The sequence below is a fragment of the Streptomyces sp. NPDC048514 genome (assembly GCF_043199955.1).
In the GTDB taxonomy this organism is placed as follows: domain Bacteria; phylum Actinomycetota; class Actinomycetes; order Streptomycetales; family Streptomycetaceae; genus Streptomyces.
Map to the genome: position 1 here is coordinate 363,902 of NZ_JBICWT010000010.1, position 16,435 is coordinate 380,336.

General features: G+C 72.9%; 9 protein-coding genes. 6 read left to right on the forward strand and 3 right to left on the reverse strand.

What is annotated here, in order from left to right:
• Window positions 1–318 precede the first annotated feature (318 nt).
• The 6 genes from lanL to ACGFT2_RS23830 all read left to right on the forward strand — a co-directional run bounded on the left by lanL (window position 319) and on the right by ACGFT2_RS23830 (window position 11,717).
• Window positions 319–2,901 (forward strand): class IV lanthionine synthetase LanL, encoded by a 2,583-nt coding sequence (gene lanL / locus ACGFT2_RS23805; RefSeq protein ID WP_393281659.1) that lies wholly within the window; start codon window positions 319–321, stop codon window positions 2,899–2,901.
• On the forward strand, window positions 2,898–4,256 hold the full coding sequence (locus ACGFT2_RS23810) for a cytochrome P450 (RefSeq protein ID WP_393281521.1): 1,359 nt from the start codon (window positions 2,898–2,900) through the stop codon (window positions 4,254–4,256). The genes lanL and ACGFT2_RS23810 overlap by 4 nt, the downstream gene beginning before the upstream one ends.
• Window positions 4,253–8,047, forward strand: coding sequence for an ABC transporter ATP-binding protein (locus ACGFT2_RS23815; protein WP_393281523.1), 3,795 nt, complete (start codon window positions 4,253–4,255; stop codon window positions 8,045–8,047). Before ACGFT2_RS23810 ends, ACGFT2_RS23815 begins: the two co-directional genes overlap by 4 nt.
• A 261-nt stretch (window positions 8,048–8,308) precedes the next feature.
• Complete coding sequence (locus tag ACGFT2_RS23820) at window positions 8,309–9,430, forward strand: LLM class flavin-dependent oxidoreductase (protein WP_393281525.1); 1,122 nt, start codon at window positions 8,309–8,311, stop codon at window positions 9,428–9,430.
• Window positions 9,427–10,719 carry an LLM class flavin-dependent oxidoreductase gene (locus tag ACGFT2_RS23825; RefSeq protein WP_393281526.1) on the forward strand — a complete coding sequence of 431 codons (1,293 nt, stop codon included), beginning with the start codon at window positions 9,427–9,429 and terminating at the stop codon, window positions 10,717–10,719. The genes ACGFT2_RS23820 and ACGFT2_RS23825 overlap by 4 nt, the downstream gene beginning before the upstream one ends.
• Window positions 10,716–11,717: an MsnO8 family LLM class oxidoreductase gene (locus ACGFT2_RS23830; protein WP_393281528.1), complete on the forward strand. Its 1,002-nt coding sequence runs from the start codon at window positions 10,716–10,718 to the stop codon at window positions 11,715–11,717. The genes ACGFT2_RS23825 and ACGFT2_RS23830 overlap by 4 nt, the downstream gene beginning before the upstream one ends.
• 84 nt (window positions 11,718–11,801) lie before the next feature.
• Here the strand turns inward: ACGFT2_RS23830 and ACGFT2_RS23835 are convergent, their stop codons facing one another.
• The 3 genes from ACGFT2_RS23835 to ACGFT2_RS23845 form a co-directional block, all read right to left on the reverse strand.
• On the reverse strand, window positions 11,802–14,477 hold the full coding sequence (locus ACGFT2_RS23835) for a LuxR C-terminal-related transcriptional regulator (RefSeq protein WP_393281530.1): 2,676 nt from the start codon (window positions 14,475–14,477) through the stop codon (window positions 11,802–11,804).
• A gap of 728 nt (window positions 14,478–15,205) precedes the next feature.
• Window positions 15,206–15,706, reverse strand: coding sequence for an STAS domain-containing protein (locus tag ACGFT2_RS23840; RefSeq protein WP_393281532.1), 501 nt, complete (start codon window positions 15,704–15,706; stop codon window positions 15,206–15,208).
• A gap of 117 nt (window positions 15,707–15,823) precedes the next feature.
• The gene (locus ACGFT2_RS23845; protein WP_393281534.1) at window positions 15,824–16,336 is read right to left on the reverse strand and encodes an ATP-binding protein; all 513 of its coding nucleotides are present in this window, start codon (window positions 16,334–16,336) and stop codon (window positions 15,824–15,826) included.
• Window positions 16,337–16,435: the final 99 nt, after the last annotated feature.

Sequence of the window (16,435 nt, forward strand, 5' to 3'; positions counted from 1 at the left end):
AGTTTTCCATGGATGCGACCGACGTCATCGGCCTGCAGGCGCTCATCTCCGAGGAAGAGGAGGTGGCGATGATTCCGCCCACCGAGATCGTCAACCCCTGGACGAAGAAGTGTGACGGCTGACAATCAGAGCGTCATGATGTGAACCGCCTGGCGCTGCCGTCTGATTCCGGCAGCGCCAGGCGCTTCTTTTCGACTTCACCGACGACGAACCCACGAAATCTCAGGGCCCCAAGTGAACAAGGATCTCGGCACGCGCTCGCTGACCGGCATCGCAAGCGCCGCGCTCGAACAAGGCGGATCGCCGGACCAGTGGCTCGTGAGCGAGGGCGACTTCTGGTGTGCGTACCTTCCCCGGGACGGCCACCTGCCCCACCAGGGCTGGAAGTTGCACGTATCCGCCACCCCGCTGTCGTGCGCCGCTGTGCTCGCCAGGGCGCTGCCCGTCCTGCTGCGCGCCCGGTGCGCCTTCAAGTTCGCCAGGACAACCGAGGGTGTGGCCCTGCTGACATCCTCCAAAGCCGACCGGGTCGGCGGAGGGAAATTCATCACCGTCTACCCGGCCCGAAACGTTCGGGAACTGGCGCTGGAACTCGACGAGGCGACTCGGGAATTCTCCGGTCCAGCCGTTCTGTCCGACCGTGCGGTGCGGTCAGGGGGAATCGTCCATTATCGCTACGGCGTCTTCACCGGCCGTTCTGCCGTGGGGCGTTCGGGGGGTCGCCGGTCCTTTCTCCTGGATCCGCAGGGGCGTCAGGTGGAGGACTCACCGAAACCCTATTTCACCTGCCCGGACTGGGCCCGCGATCCCTTCGAGACGTCGGAGCGCATGCGCTCCCGTCCGGCGGAAACACCTTCCGCCGTTCACCTTGCCGGACGATTCCGCGTCTCACGCGCTCTGCGGCAGTCCTATCGCGGAGGCGTCTATGCCGCTCATGACGAATCGACCGGCCGACAGGTGGTCGTCAAGCAGGCGAGACCCCATGTGGACTGCGGCCCGGACGGCACCGATGCGAGAGATCTGCTCCGTCATGAGGCGGAGATGTGCGAAGCCCTGTCCGTCCACGGACTGGCGCCTCGCGTTGTCCGGGTGTTCGAGCAACAGGGCGATCTGTTCCTCGCCCGTGAACACGTACCGGGGGAGACCCTGGAGAGGTGGGCGCAACGGCGCACGGACACACAGCAGGCACAGGCACTGCCTCTCGCCGCCGCCCTCGCCACCGCGGAGACACTGACCGCGATGATGTCCGCGGTCCACGAACAGGGTTTCGTCCTGCGTGACTTCAAACCCAGCAACATCGTCCGCCGGCCTGACGGCGAACTCCGGCTGATCGACCTCGAGCACGCGCACCGTTCCGGCACGACGGCACAACGGGCGGTCTTCTCACCCGGATTCACCGCACCGGAGCAGGACCTCCCGGCCGGCTCCGCACCGGCCCGGACGTGCGTGGCGTCCGACCTCTTCAGCCTGGGCATGACCATCCTGTTCGCGGTCACCGCTGCGCCACTGTGGCACTCGTGCCCTCGTGACGGCGCTGACACCTCCGAAACCCTCGCCGCCAACGTGCGTCGGCTCCTGGACGGCATCGGTGCGACCGAGCCGGCGGTACGGCATCTCACGCCCCTGATAGCGGGCCTCACACACCTGGATCCCGAGCAGCGGTGGGATGCGCGGCAGGCCTTGCGTCACCTGCGCGGAGACGGTCCGGACGCGGACCGGCGCCGTCCGGCGCCGACCCGTTCGCCGCGGGCCGCTCGCGCCGCTGAGCCCGATCCCGGGCGGATGGCGGCCGACGGAGTGCGACACCTGCTCCGGGCGGTCCGGCACATCGGCGAGGGCGGCCGGACGAGGGACACCGACGCTGCGGAACTGAGCGCCGGAACCGGCGCAGCGGGCGCTCTCAGGGTGCTCTCCCGTGTCGCCGCCACGTCGGGTGACACGCCCATGCTGCGCGCGGCCGGCGGGCTGGCCCGGGCCCTGCTCCCCGCCCGCCCCGGCACTCCGCACGCACCAGGGCTCTTCGACGGCCACGCCGGAGGGATCTGGGCGACCTACGACGTGGGTCGTCAGCTGGACGATCAGTCGCTTCGTACCGCCGCCGCCGAGGCGCTGGTACCCCCGCCGTCCGACGGCGAGGACGCGGACGTGTACCGAGGCCTCGCGGGCAGCGGCCTCGCGACGCTCCACCTGTGGCAGACGTCGCACGACCCGCGACTCCTGCAAGCCCTGACGGCCAGGGCCGACGCCGTACGGGAAAAGGTGGCCCGGCAGGCATCCGCCGGGTTCGCACACGGAAGGGCGGGGATGAGTGCCTTCCTGCTGGAGGCGGGACACGCCACGGGCTCATCGGCGTACTGGGACACGGCACTGGCCCATGCTGACGAGCTGGCCCGCACGGCGCGGTCCCGAGTGCCCGGCATCTGGTGGTCCGCGGACGCGACCCGGCCCCATGTGGGCTGGTGCAACGGCGCCGCCGGGATCGCCGGCTTCCTGGCACGAGCCGGTGAACTCGCCGGACGGGACGACTGGGTGGACCTGGCCCGGCAGGCGGCGGACGCGGCGGTGGCGCTGCGGTGGCAGCAGGCCTCCACGGCGTGTTGCGGGCTGGCCGGGCTGGGCGAGTTCCTCCTGGACCTCGAACGGACGACACAGGACGGCACGCACCGGGCCGCGGCCGAGTCACTGGCAGCCGTGCTGCGGTCGCGCCGCGCCGGGGACGGTGTGGTGATCACGGGCGCGTCCCGGACGACGAGCCGTCCACCGGTCGGCTTCAGCCACGGTGCGTCCGGGATCGTCGCCTTTCTCTGGCGCCTCGCCCACGGCGGCGACGGCTGGTGGTCGCCTGGCGCACCGAACAGGAGCGGCGTTCCGGCCGGCGGAGCGGGGGCGTACGCCCGGTGAACACCCACCACGTGCCGTCCCCACCGGCACCCGCCACCGAGCCGGGCCGCGCCGTGTTCACCCCCAGCTTCCTCGCCGACCCGCACCCCGTCGTCGACGGGTTGCTGGCGAGAGGCTCCTTGCACCGGGTGACGCACCCCACCGGCCGGACCGTCTGGCTCGTCACGCACGACGCGGATGTCCGGTCCTGCCTTCGTGACACGCGCCTGTCCCTGTCGCACACAGCGCCAACGCCGGGCTCGGATTCCGCAGCGCCCACGCAGTGCCCGGACACCGCCACAGCTCTGGCGGGCCAGGGCACCGCCGCGCCCGTGGCGGGCCCCGGCACCCGCACACTGCTGGAGATGGACGGCCCGGAACACCTGCGTCTGCGCCGGCTCGCGGGGCGGGCGCTCTCCCTGCGTGCGGTGCGTCACCAGAGAGCCGCGGTGGAGCGGCGCGCCGAACGCATCGCGCGTCAACTGAGGTCCGTCGACCACGTCGACCTCGTACGGGACTACGCCGTCCCGCTCAGCTTCCACACCATCTGCGACACGCTCGGGCTGCCGCCACGCCATCGCGCGAGCCTGTTCCGCTCGGCGTCCGTCCTGCAGAACCCGGCGCGTCACCCGGGCCACCTGGTCGATCACCATCGGGCACGAGTACGGGCCCGGCTCGGCGAGGAACTGCGCCGACGCCGCAGGCACCCCGGAAGTCGTGACGGCATGGACCGCGTCGCCCAGGCCTGGTCCGCCGACCCCGGTCTGGGGGAGGACCTCGTGGTGACCCTGTGCGAGACCATGCTGCTGACCGCCTCCGGGGTCACCGCGCACATGATCGGCACCGGTCTCCTCGCCCTGCTGGAGCGCCCCCACCTCGTCGACGAGCTGTGCCGGGGCGACCTCCCGGCCGACCGGCTCGTGCACGAACTGCTGCGCTGGGAGACGGTCACCCCCTTCAGCACCCGCCGCACCGCGACGGCCGACGTGCCGCTGACACACGCCACCCTGCCGAAGGGCGCGGAGGTGTACCTCTGCTTCGCTTCCGCCAACCGGGATCCGAACCGGCACGCCGATCCGGCGACCTTCGATCCGCACCGCTCCACCACGACCGGACACCTGGCCTTCGGTCTCGGACCGCACTACTGCCCGGGCGGCGCTCTCGCGGTACTGGAGATCGAGGTCGCCCTGTCCTCGTTGTTCCGGCTCTTCCCCAAGGCCAGGATCCTCGACGACCCCGCCACCCGCGTCTGGAACGGAAGCTTCCTCGAGCGCGCGCCCGGTGCCCTGCCCGCCCGTCTCGCCGGGGCCCTCCCGATCGCTGTTCCCCGTGCCGGAACGGGAAGCAACGGCCCCGCAGCAGGCGCCACCCGATGAACGCGAACAGCAGCATCGGGCACCTCGCCCGCAGGAGGCTCGGGGAGTGGCAGTGGGTCGCCGAGGCGTGCGGCCGGCAGAAGTACACCCTGGCAGTGGCCGCGGTGTCGGCCGTGGGGGAGGCCGCCGCGCTCGTCGCCATGCCCCTCGTCGTCCGGTTCATCGTGGACACGGCCGTCACGGCGCAGCACCGCCGGGCGACGCCATGGCTCGGATTGCTCGTCTGCCTCGGCCTGCTCGCCTACCTCTGCGGCGTGTCCCGGCGGTACCTCAGCCGACGAGCCGCGCTCGCCGTCGAGCACGGCCTGCGCACCCGGACCTACGAGGCGTTGCTTCGCGGCGGGGGCCCCGCCGCGGCCGAGATGGACACCGGAGACGTCATCACCCGTATGAACTCCGACACTCGCCAGGTCCGGGGCATGCTCACCCTCCTGCCCCAACTGGCCACCGCCGTGGTCAGCCTGACCAGCCTCCTGGCGGCCGTGACATGGCTGTCGCCACTCCTCGCCGCGGTCGGCCTGCTCGTCTGCCCCGCCCTGTGGTGGGCGATACGCGTCAGCCGCCCGCACACCGTCAAGGCGTTCCGCGACGCCCAGGCAGAGTCCGGCGCGATGGTCAGCACGGTGGACCGGACACTGGCCGGGCGCGAGGTGACCACCGTCTTCGGTCAGGAAGAACGGGAACTGCGACGGTTCACGGCCGCCGCCCGCCGCCATCTCGCAGCCCGCCGGCGCATGGTGACGGTCGGTGCGCGATACGAGCCGCTGATGCGGGCCGTCCCCGCCCTGGGACAGGTCGCCGTCTTCGCGGTCGGCGGCCTCCTGGCCATCCGGGGCGACATGACACTGGGCACGTTCGTGGCCTGCTCCACCTACCTGGCCCGGATGGACCACCCCGTATGGCTGCTGGCTCTCGGCTCGTCGTCGTTCCAGGAGGCCCGGGTCAGCATCGAGCGACTCCGGGCCTTCGCGGCGCCGCATTCCCGGCCGGGTCCCGGCACGGCGCGGCCCCGGCCCGACGACTCCCGGCCGCCCACGCTGGAATTCGACGCCGTTCGCCTCCCCGGCACCTGCTCGGCCGGTGGGGGCGGGCGGGGCGCCGACCTGAACGTACGGGCCGGCGAGACGGTCGTCGTGGTCGGGGCCACGGGATCCGGCAAGTCCGCGCTGTGCGCCCTGGCGGCGGGGCACGAGCACCCCGCCGCAGGAACCGTCCGCATCGCGGGGTACGACCTGCGGGAACTGCCGGCCGGCAGCCTCGGCGCCCTGGTCGCCGCGGTGTCGCAGGAGGACTACCTCTTCCGCGGGAGCATCGGCGCCAACATCGCCTACGGCCGGCCGGACGCCACCCGGCACGAGATCGAAGCGGCCTCTCGGGCCGCGGGAGCCGACGCTTTCGTCGAGCGGTTGCCCGCGTCCTACGACACCCGGGTCGGCGCCGGTGGCCACACGCTCTCGGGCGGGCAGCGCCAGCGCATCGCCCTGGCCCGGGCGCTGCTCTCGCCCGCTCCGGTCCTGGTGCTGGACGACGCCACCTCCGCACTCGACGCCCCCACCGAGGCCCGGGTTCTCGAAGGCCTCCGCACCTTCAAGGGGCGCAGGACGATCATGTGGAGCACCAATCGGCTCTCCGCGCTCTCCCTCGCCGACCGGGTCGCGGTGATGGACCGGGGCCGCCTGGTCGACGTCGGCACCCCGGCCGAGCTGGCACGCCGCTGCGACGTCTTCCGCCGGCTCACGGCAGGCCGGCACGACCACCCGGCGTCGCCGCCCGCCACGCCGGGAAGCCGGGACGGGGATGAGGATCTGCCCACCCGGTCCCGGCCCGCCGAGCAGGCGGGTTACGCGGGGCACGCGGGCCGAGAGGAGCCGTCCACGGTCTCACCGTGCACCGCGGCGGAGGCATCACGCACAGACGTTTCGCCGGAGCGGTTGCCGGCCTCACCGGGGACTTTCCCGGCTGGGCGTGCGTCGGCAACCTCGCCCGGATCCTTGCCGGCGGCCTCGACGGCGACGTCTTCGGTGCTGTCCCGGCTCAGGGTGCTGGACCTCGTCCGATCGATCAGAACCGCAGTCGTGGTGGGCGTATTGCTGTCGCTGCTGGACTCGGTTCTCCAGCTGGCCTTCCCGCTTCTCCTCCGCCACGGAGTCGACGCCGGCGTCGACGCCGGCGTCGCCGCCGGCGCGCCCGGGACCGCGCTGGCCACCGCCTCCATCGCCTTCGTGCTCACCACGGCGCACTGGGCTGCCCAGGCCGGCGCTGTCCGGGTCGTGGGGCTGGCCGGTGAAGGGCTGCTGTTCCGCCTCCGCGTGCGCGTCTTCGGCCACATGCAGCGACTGCGCCCCGCCGCGCTCGCCTCACTCGGCACCGGAACGCTCGTCAACCGCCTGACGACGGACCTGGACCTGGTGTCGGCCTTCGTCCAGCAAGGCGTCGTGACGGCACTCGTCGGCGCCACGACGCTGCTGGGCGTGGTCGGCTGCCTCTGCCTGCTCGACCCGCATCTGCTGATCCCGGCACTCGCCGCCGTGATCCCGCTCGCCGCCGCCGCCCGTTGGTTCAGCAACACCACGCGAAAGCTCCAGAACCGGGCCCGCCACGCGGAGGACGAACTGACCGACGACCTGCACGAGAGCCTCGGCGGACTGAGGGTCATCCGAACTTTCGGCAGGCACCGCCACCACATCACCCGCTACACCGAACACAGCCGCGCCTATCTGGGCGTGCAGTCCCGGGCCGAACTGGCGTCAGCCGCCTACGCCCCGCTGGCCGACGCGATGACCTGCCTGGCCACCGCTCTCACGCTGTACTGCGCCATGCCGGGGGGCTTCGCGCCGTCGATGACGACCGGCAGCCTGGTCGCGGCCCTGAGCTACCTCACGCTCGTCTTCGCACCGCTGGACACACTCTCCCAGACCCTGGAGTCGTACCGGCTCGCCGCATCCGGGTTCGGCCGTGTGGCCTCGCTGCTCGACACGCCGGCCGAACGTCGCCGCAGCGGAGTCGGCACCGCGGGACTCAGGGGCGAGGTCACCTTCCACGACGTCCACTTCCGCCACCCCGGCGCCGCGGGCGGGGCGAGCCTCGAGAACGTCTCGCTCCACGTGCCGGCGGGACAGACCATCGCCCTGGTCGGCACGAGCGGCGCAGGCAAGACCACCGTCCTGAAACTCCTCGCAGGACTGCACGACGCCGACTCGGGCACGATCAGGATCGACGGGCTGGACATCCGCCACTACGCCGGCGACGGCCTGCGCACACGCATCGGGTACGTGCCTCAGCACGCCTATCTCTTCCCGGGCACCGTCGCCGACGCCATCGCCTACGGACGCCCGGACGCCGCCCAGGCCGAGATCGAACAGGCGGCCAGGGCGGTCGGGGCCCACGACTTCATCACCCGCCTGCCCGCGAGGTACGGACACCGCCTCGACCCGGGAGGCAGCCGGCTCTCAAGCGGCCAGCGACAGCTGCTGACCCTTGCGCGCGCCGCTCTGACACAACCGGTCATCCTCCTGCTCGACGAACCCACGGCCACTTTGGACCCCGAGACCGGACACATCGTGAGCCGGGCCGTCCGCCACATGTCGGCGAACCGGACCACCTTCATCGTCACCCACCGGATCGACACCGCCGACCGCGCCGACCGCGTGGTGGTCATGGAGGAGGGGCGCGTGGTCGAAGCCGGGCCGCCGCACGTCCTGCGCGACGCGGCCGGACCCTACGCGCGGCTGGCCGCGGCCGACTCGCCCACCAGCCCGTCACCCGGCGCTCTCACGGGCCCGTCTCCGTGACACCCCCCCTGCCGGCCGCGTGACCGGCGCCGCACACGGCCGCCCCAGCCCGCACACCGGGCCGACAACCCCGGGCACGGGGCCCCCTCCGCGCACTCACCGTCTGGTCCGCACCGCACCGTCCCGTCCGCACACTCCCCGTCCCGTCCGAACACTCCCCGTCCGGTCCGTACCGCACCGTCCCCTCCGCACACTCCCCGTCCCGTCCGCACCTCACCGTCCCCTCCGCACGCCCACCGTCCGAACCAGAGGTTTCCGACCATGCACGACCAAAGGCTTCCGACCACGCACGTCCCACTCGCCCGCGCGACCGCGGCTACCGCACCCGACCGCGCACCTCACCTGGCCGTCTCCCTCACTGCGCAACACGGGCCGCACCACGCCTCCGTCCGGCCGGGCGCACACTGGGCGGCACTGGCCCGCCAGGCCGAGAGCGCCGGGGCCGACTTCGTGACCGCCGGCCCCGTCACCGGCGACGACGCGGGACTCGATCCCTGTGCAGCCCTCGCCTACACGGCGCCTCTGACGACCCGGCTGGGCCTGGTCCCCGCCCTCACCCCCACCCACGGCGAACCGCTCCATCTGTCCGCCGCGATCGCCACCCTGGACCACATGAGCGCAGGGCGCGCCGGCTGGTACGTCACCCCCGCATCCCTCTCCACAGCACTCGCGTCCCCGGACGACACGGAGCTGTGGAACGAGGCCCGTCACGTCGTCAGCGCGGCCGCGCAGCTGTGGGAGAGCTGGGAGCCGGACGCGGAGATCCGGGACACGGCCGCCGGCCGGTTCATCGACCGGGCGAGGATCCGGCACATCGACTACCGCAGTGACCTCTTCTCCATCCGCGGACCGTCCTACGTACCCCGGCCCCCGCAGGGCCGTCCGGTCATCGTCACGGGCCTGCGCGAGACGTCGCCGCCCGAACAGTGGGCCACCGCGGCGGAACTGGCCGACGTCATCCTCGTCCAGGCCCACACCGCCGCCGCCGTGGACGCCGTCCGCCGGCAGGTCGTACGGCGAGCCCGCGGCGCCGGCCGCCCGCCGGGACAGCCCCGCTGCCTGTGGTCGGTCGACATGACCACGGCTCGCCCCGGATCCCCCGGCGGCGTGACCGGCTCGGCGCCGGAACCTGCGTCGTCGAACGCCCTCGGCCTGTCCGGCACCGCGCTGCTGGAGCAATTGACGGAGTGGCATCGCGAAGGCATCGCCGACGGTTACCACTTCGTCCCGGCCACCCCCGACGACCTGCCCGCGATCCTCGCGACCCTTACCAGTGTGCTGCGCCGGCTCCGGCCGCTGTCCACGCTCAGCACGGCCACGACACTGCGCGGAAGACTGGGACTTCCCGCGCCTCACGAGATACGGACCGCCCCCACCCCATGAACGACCACCCCTTCCACCTCGCGGTGATGTATCCGCACGGGCACGACGCGCAGTGGAGCGCCTCGTCGCCGGGCAGCCAGACGGACCCGGCGGCCCTCCGGCACATGGCGGGCACCGCCGAGCGCGGACTGTTCGACTTCTTCCTGCTCGCCGAGAGCCTGCGACTGCCCGAACACCACGGCCTCCTGGAGGAGTACGGCCAGGTCGGCAGGCCGGAGCCGATCACCGCTCTCTCCGCCCTCGCGGCCACCACCCGGCGGATCGGGCTCGCCGCCACGCTCAGCACCACCTACAACGAGCCCGGCGACGTCGCCCACCGGCTCGCCTCGCTGCACCGCCTCTCCGAGGGACGCTGCGCCTGGAACATCGTCACCGACCCGTCACCCGCCATCGGGGCGAACTTCCGCTGCGGTCCCTACCTGCCGCCCGAACAGCGCTACCTCAGGGCGACCCACTTCACCCGGGCCACCCGGCGCCGGTGGGCGGCCGGAGACCTGGCCGCCGGCGCACCCCCCGCCGACCCCTCCGCCACCGCGCTCCGGCCTCCGCGGCAGCCCCGGCACCCCGTCGGCGACGACGGGCCGGGGGACCCCGTGCTGATCCAGGCCGGCAACTCCGGCGAAGGGCGGGACTTCGGCGCGTCGACCGCCGACGTGGTCTTCGGTCTGCCCGGACCCCTGTCCTACGCCGCGGAGTTCGCCGACGACATCAAACGCCGAGCACGCGCGCACCGCCGCGACCCCGGCCACGTCAAGGTCATGCACGGTGCCGGCTGGGCCCTCGGAGCCACCCGGGAACAAGCCTGGGAGAAGGCCCGGGAGACACGGCGGGCACAGACGAGTCCGACCGCCGCAGTCGCGTTCCTCGAACGGATATGGCAACGCGACCTCTCCGGCCTCGATCCCGACGGCCCGCTGCCGTCGCAGGAGCCGGCCGACCCGGCAGACGGCGAACTCGTCCAGCGCTGGCGCTCCCTGGCCGAGGCGAGGCGGCTGTCCGTCCGCGACCTCGTCATCCACCTGAAGGGACCGCTCACCTTCGTCGGCACCCCGTCCGGCGTCGCGGACGAGATAGCGCGCCACGCTCGGAACACCGCGGTCGACGGTCTCGTGCTCCTGCCGTCCACCGCCCCGGAAGGACTGGACGACTTCGTCGACGACGTGCTGCCACTCCTGCAGGAACGCGGCATCTGCCGGTCCGAGTACACCGCCACCACACTGCGCGGGCACCTTCGCCTGCCGCAAAGCCTCCGGCACCGGACGCTCGACCAGGAAGGGAACCGCTCATGACACCCCGCGGTGACCACCGGACCGGCGCGCACCGGACAGGACACCTGAACGTCCCCCTGTCGATTCTGGACAGCTCGCCCATCGACCCGGGGACGACGGCCGCGGACGCGCTACGGGAGACGACCACCCTGGCGCGCAGGGCGGAGGACTGGGGCTACCACCGGATGTGGGTCACCGAGCACCACGCCAACAGGGCCGTGGCCGGCAGCTGTCCACCGGTGCTCATCGCCCACCTGGCCGCGATGACGTCCACCCTGCGGATAGGTTCCGGCGCGACGCTGCTGCCCAACCACGCTCCCCTCGCGGTGGCCGAGCAGTACGCCACCCTGCACGCGCTGCACGGCCACCGGATCGACCTGGGAATCGGCCGGGACCCCGGCACCGATCCCACGCTCGACGCCGCCCTGCGCCGGCAGAGCGGTGACTACGAGGAACAGATCCGGGAGCTGACGGGTTTCCTCACCGGCACCTTCCCCCCGGGGCACCGCTACCACGGCATGTCGGTCGCGGGCGCGGCGGACGCGGACGAGAACGCCGGCCTCCCGCTGTGGATCCTCGGCGCCACCCGGACGAGCGCCGGCATCGCCGCGCGGTTCGGACGGCCCTTCACCTTCGCACACCACCTCAACCCCGACGACGCCGTGGCGGCGATCGCGCACTACCGCGACCACTTCCGCCCCTCGTGTGCCCTGCGGGAGCCTTATGCCATGGTCTGTGTCCGAGCCTTCGCCTCGACGTCCCACCGCGAGGCCACGCGGGTGATCCGCTCGGTGCTCCGCAGCGACATCACGGCCGGCTCCCCGGCGAGCCGCGCCACGGCGGCGATCACCGCGAACCTCGCGTGGGGATCGGCCGAACACGTGGTGGAGCGGCTGGAGCACACCCGGGCGCGGACATCGGCGGACGAGATCATGGTCACCGGCAACTTCCTGCCCGACGCGGGCCTTCGGCAGGAGTCCCTCAGGCTCATAGCCCGGGCGGCGGGCACAGGGGCCTGACCCGGATCCGTCTCGGACGCGGATCCCGGCGGCGGCCGGTGCGGAGGACGGCAGCGGTCACGCGGGGCGCCGCGTCGCGGGGCGTCATCCGGCGGGGGAGACCGGCGGCGGGTTCAGTACGTCGGCCAGCTCGCGTCGGGTGGTGACGCCCAGTTTGGCGAAGACGCGCTGGAGATGGTTGTCGACCGTGCGCACGGACACGTGCAGGGCCGTGGCGATCTCCTTGCTCGGTGTACCGGCCGCCGCGAGGAAGGCGACCTCCTTCTCCCGGGCGGTCAGTGGGACGGTCGTCTGAGCCGTGGTCAGCAGCGGGGTCCTCGCCCCCTGGCAGAGCGGCAGGAAGGCATCGGCCCGCTGTCTCGCGGCCGCCGCGCGCCGGATGTCGCCGTTCCGCTGCCACGCTGCCGCGGCCGCGGTCGTGGCCTCGGCCACCAGCAGGTTCGCGCCGATGGCGCCCAGTCGGCCGGCCGCCGCGAGGAGCTGCTCGGCGTCGTCGGTGACCAGCGCCGAGGCGAAGAGGCTTCTGGCCGGAGCCAGTTCGCCGTCGCACACACCTGCCAGCACGGACAGGCGCGGGGCCGCCTCCCGGGCCCCGCCGAGGCGCGCGACGTCGGTGAGCAGCAGCGCCTCGCTGGCGGAGTGGCCGGTGCTCCGGGCGGCTCCAGCCGCGTCGAGGAGCACGGACCGCGCCCGCGCCAGATGGCCGCGGGCGACCAACAGCCAGGCCTCGCCGAGACGTTCCTCCCCCGCGGACAGGAAACCGGGCGGCAGCTCGGCGAGCGAGCGCCGCTCGGCCAGCGCGGCCTCGGCCGCGTCGTGGTCCCCGAGCACCGCTGCACAGGCGGCCAGGTAGCCGAGCAGGAGACGCAAGGCCATGTCGAGGTGGATGGAGCGGGCCAGGGCAGCGGCCTCCGCCCACCAGCGTCGCGCCAGGACGGGGTGGCCACTCAGCCATTCCACCCGCCCCACGAGTACCGCCATCCAGACCCGCACCAGGTTGCCCGCGGCCGCCAGCTCGGTGTAGGCACGCTCGCCCGCGGTACGGGCATCGGCGAGCCGGCCGGCCTCGCTGAGTGCGAGGACGAGGGGGATGGTTTCCACCGCGGGATGGGAGACCAACGCCCGTTCGTCGATGCGGCGGTGGACGTCGTAGGCCCGCCCGGCATCTTCCATGGCCTCACGCGTGCGGCCGACCAGGGCGAGAGCCGTGGGCTTGGTGAGGGCGCCGCGCAGCCACGCGTTGATGTCCGGTGCCTCGTCCACGTCGGTCTCCAGGTCCGCCAGCAGCTCCAGTCCCCGCACGGGCTGGCCGACCGCGACGCGCATGTAGCCCTCGTTGGTGCGCAGTGCGCGTCGGCCGGCCGGGCCGGTGAGCCGGCCCAGGGCGTCGTCGTTGACGGCGAGAGCCCGCTCGAAGGGAGCGCCGCTCCACAGCAGGTTCGCCGATCTGGCCAGGACGACCGAGAGCACGTCCGTCTCGCCGCGGGCACTGCCGTCGGCGCGGGCGAGGACCACCTCGGCCTCGTCCCAGCGGCCCATCTGGAAGAAGGCCTCCCCGAGCATCAGGTCGGTGGCGATGGTCCGCCGGCCATCGCGCAGGGCCGCGAGCAGGGTCACCACCTGAGGGTAGTCGTGTGCGTGACGCGCCAGGGCGGCGGCTCGGACGAGCGAGGCCGGATCGGCGGTGCCGGTGGCGGCCAGCTGCCAGGTGGCGAGGTGCAGGGCGTCGTCGCGGCGGCGGGCCCCGTGTGACCGGACCCGGTCGGCCTGGGCCAGGAGCAGGGCGCGGCGGCGCAGACCCGAGATCTCGCCGCGCAGGACCTCTCCGTACAGGGGGTGGGCGAGACGGACGACGGTGCGGCGCCGGTCGGTGATGACCCGGACCAGTCCCGCCGCTTCCAGCCCGGCCAGCCCGTCGAGCGAGGCCGTCTGCCGGATGTCGTCGAGGGAGAGCGGTTCACACAGGGCCAGCAGTTCCAGTGCGGGCCGGGCGCGTGCGTCCGCGGTGGCCAGCCGGCCGCGGATCAGCTCGGTCAGGCGTGGCGTGCCCATCGGCCGGTCGTCGGCCAGATGCCAGATCTCTCCGTCGCTCGTCAGCGTCCCGGCGCGCAGCGCGCCCAGGACCAGTTCCCGCAGGAAGAGCACGTTTCCGCCGGAGGCGGAGTGCAGTTCCCGCAGGGTGCGTCTGCCGACGGGGCCGCCGAGAGCCGCCTGGAGCACGGCTTCCGTGTTCTGCGCGTCGAAGGCCTCCAGGTCGAAGCGGTACACCGTGTCACCGCCCGCCAGGGCGGCCACGGCGTCGGTCACCGGTTCCCCCGTGCGGACCGTACCGATCAGGCGCACCACGCCGGCGTCCATCAACTGGCGCACGAGCATCGCCGATGCCGCGTCCAGCAGATGCAGATCATCGACCGACAGCGCCCACCTGCGTCGTTTCCGAGGGTGTCCGGCCAGCGCCCCGGCCACCGCGGCGAACCCCCTGACGGGGTCCGACAGGTCCACGTCGGCCGGGATCAGATGGGCGATCGCGCCGAGCGGCACCGTGGCGGCGGCCGCCGTCGCGGTGGCCCGTGCCCCCTCGAAGCCCTCGGCGACCGCTCTGGCCAGGAAGTCTTCGGCCAGCCGCGTCTTGCCCACTCCCGCCGGACCGTAGATCACCACCGCCTGACAGCGGCGGTTCGCCCACACGGCGGTGAACGCGCTCGTCTCGCCGCTCCGTCCGGTCAGCGGCCATGGCGCACCCGGATCCGCCCCTCTCACGGTGCCTCCCGACGGCATTCGTCTCCAGACGGCGGGGGCCCGCCGTCCAGGAGCGATCACATCACTCGATTCTTGTCACAGCTCTTGTGACAGCACGGACCTCGGCACACCGGGCAGGGGAGCCGGCCGGCGTATGGAAGTGTCCGGGCGGGGTCCGGCCGAAGAGTACTGCCAGGACCGCGTCCGTACGAAGCTCAGGCCCCCGGCCGGGGCCCTCGGCGGGGTGCCACCGGCGCCAGGCTGCCGATCACGCTGCCCCACGGCGGCCGCGGCCCCGGGACGTTCGGTTGCTCCGGGGGCGACCGCGGGAGCGCCGACCGCTCAGGTCCGGGTCCCGCTCCCACCCGGTCACCTACGGGGGAAATCCCCCGGAAGTACTCGACGGGCAACTTCATTCCCAGTGTCCACCGCGGGGGCACGATGAACGTACGCAAGACCGCTGACCAGCGGACCCGACGCACAGGCGGACGAGACATGCACCGTACCCACGGCGGGCAGGCCCCGGCCGCGAAGCCTCACCGCCGGCCGGGCCGGTGCCTTCGGCTGCTGATGTCCGCCGCCCAGGGCACGCGTGCCCGCACACTCATCGTGCTCAAGGACCGGGAGGTCCCGGCGCGTCGGCCGGGAGCGGGGCGGTGACGGGAGCACCGCCGTCCACGGGGAGAGCGCGGTGAGTAGACCGTACTCACGCGCATCCGGCCACCCGGCGGCAGAATCGTGTGTGCGGCTCACGCCGGCGGCTGACCGCAGCCGTCGCAGCGGGACACGCCGCGCTCCTTCACCGGCGGGCCCGGCCCACGGAGCCGCGGTCCGAGGCCCGCGTCCACGGCCCGACCTCCTCGACGGAACCGAAGCCGTGCCGGACAGCCGTGTGCGGCCGCCGTGCCCGCGGTCGAGGTATGGGGGAGGGGGACCCAGGAGGTGGGGGCGGTGTCGTGCAGGTACGGGAGGACGCGGCGCAGGTGGGGGTGGAGGGCGATGAGGTGGAGCACGGCGTGCGTGGCTGCCACGCCGGAGCACAGCCGTTGCAGGGCTTGATGGCCGGTGCTGTCACAGAACCTGAGCCGGCCCAGGTCGAGGCAGAACGTCTCGACCTGGGCGTCCAGGCACGAGGCGACCGCATCGTCGAGCAGGGGAGCGCTGAGTATGTCCAGTTCCCCCGAGACGCGCAGCAGTACCGCACGGTCGCAGCGGACGCTGTGAGTCTGGAGCAGGTCCTCCGCGCGCATGACCGCCTCCGTATCGTCGTCCGACCCCGATCGACCGAGTGGACGGCGTGCACCCGGCCCGGCATACCAGGGCGAAAAGTACTATCCATTACCTTTCGCCCATAGTGCCCGATCGGGTCAGGCGAGGGGAAGGTCGGCCCAGTGGTCGATCGTGCCGTCCGCCGCGTCGGTGATGCCGGCCCGATCGGCGAGGGCGTCGATCAGTGCGGTGCCCCGGCCGTGTTCGCTCTCCGGCCGGGTGGCTGCCCAGGAGCGCGAGGCGGGCCGGGGTCCGCCGTCGCTGACATGGACCCGTACGTGGCCGCCGGCGGGGTCCAGGACGAGGTGGAGGGCGAAGGGCGGGAGGGCGTGGGTGATCGCGTTGGTGACCAGCTCGGAGACGACCAGGAGGAGGTCGTAGACCTGGTCGTCGTCCAGCCCCCACGACTCCAGCAGGGGGCGGCACCGCCGGCGCGCGGTGGCCGGAGCGGTGGTCGCCTCTTCCAGGTGAAGATCGAGCACGCCACGCTCGTGCGTCCCGGCGGCACCGTGCAGACCGGCCGAGGGCCGGCCGGCGGGGTCGTGCCGGGGTACGAGGGTGATGGTGCGGCTCATGAGGATCACCGCCTGTCTCGGTGTCTCGGAAGTCATGCGTCGGCCTTGTAGCCATGTCACACCGATGGAAGTCGGACAGGGTGAGTAATGCGTACTCAAACCCGCCAAAACGGCCGTTTTGCCTGGTCAAGGGGG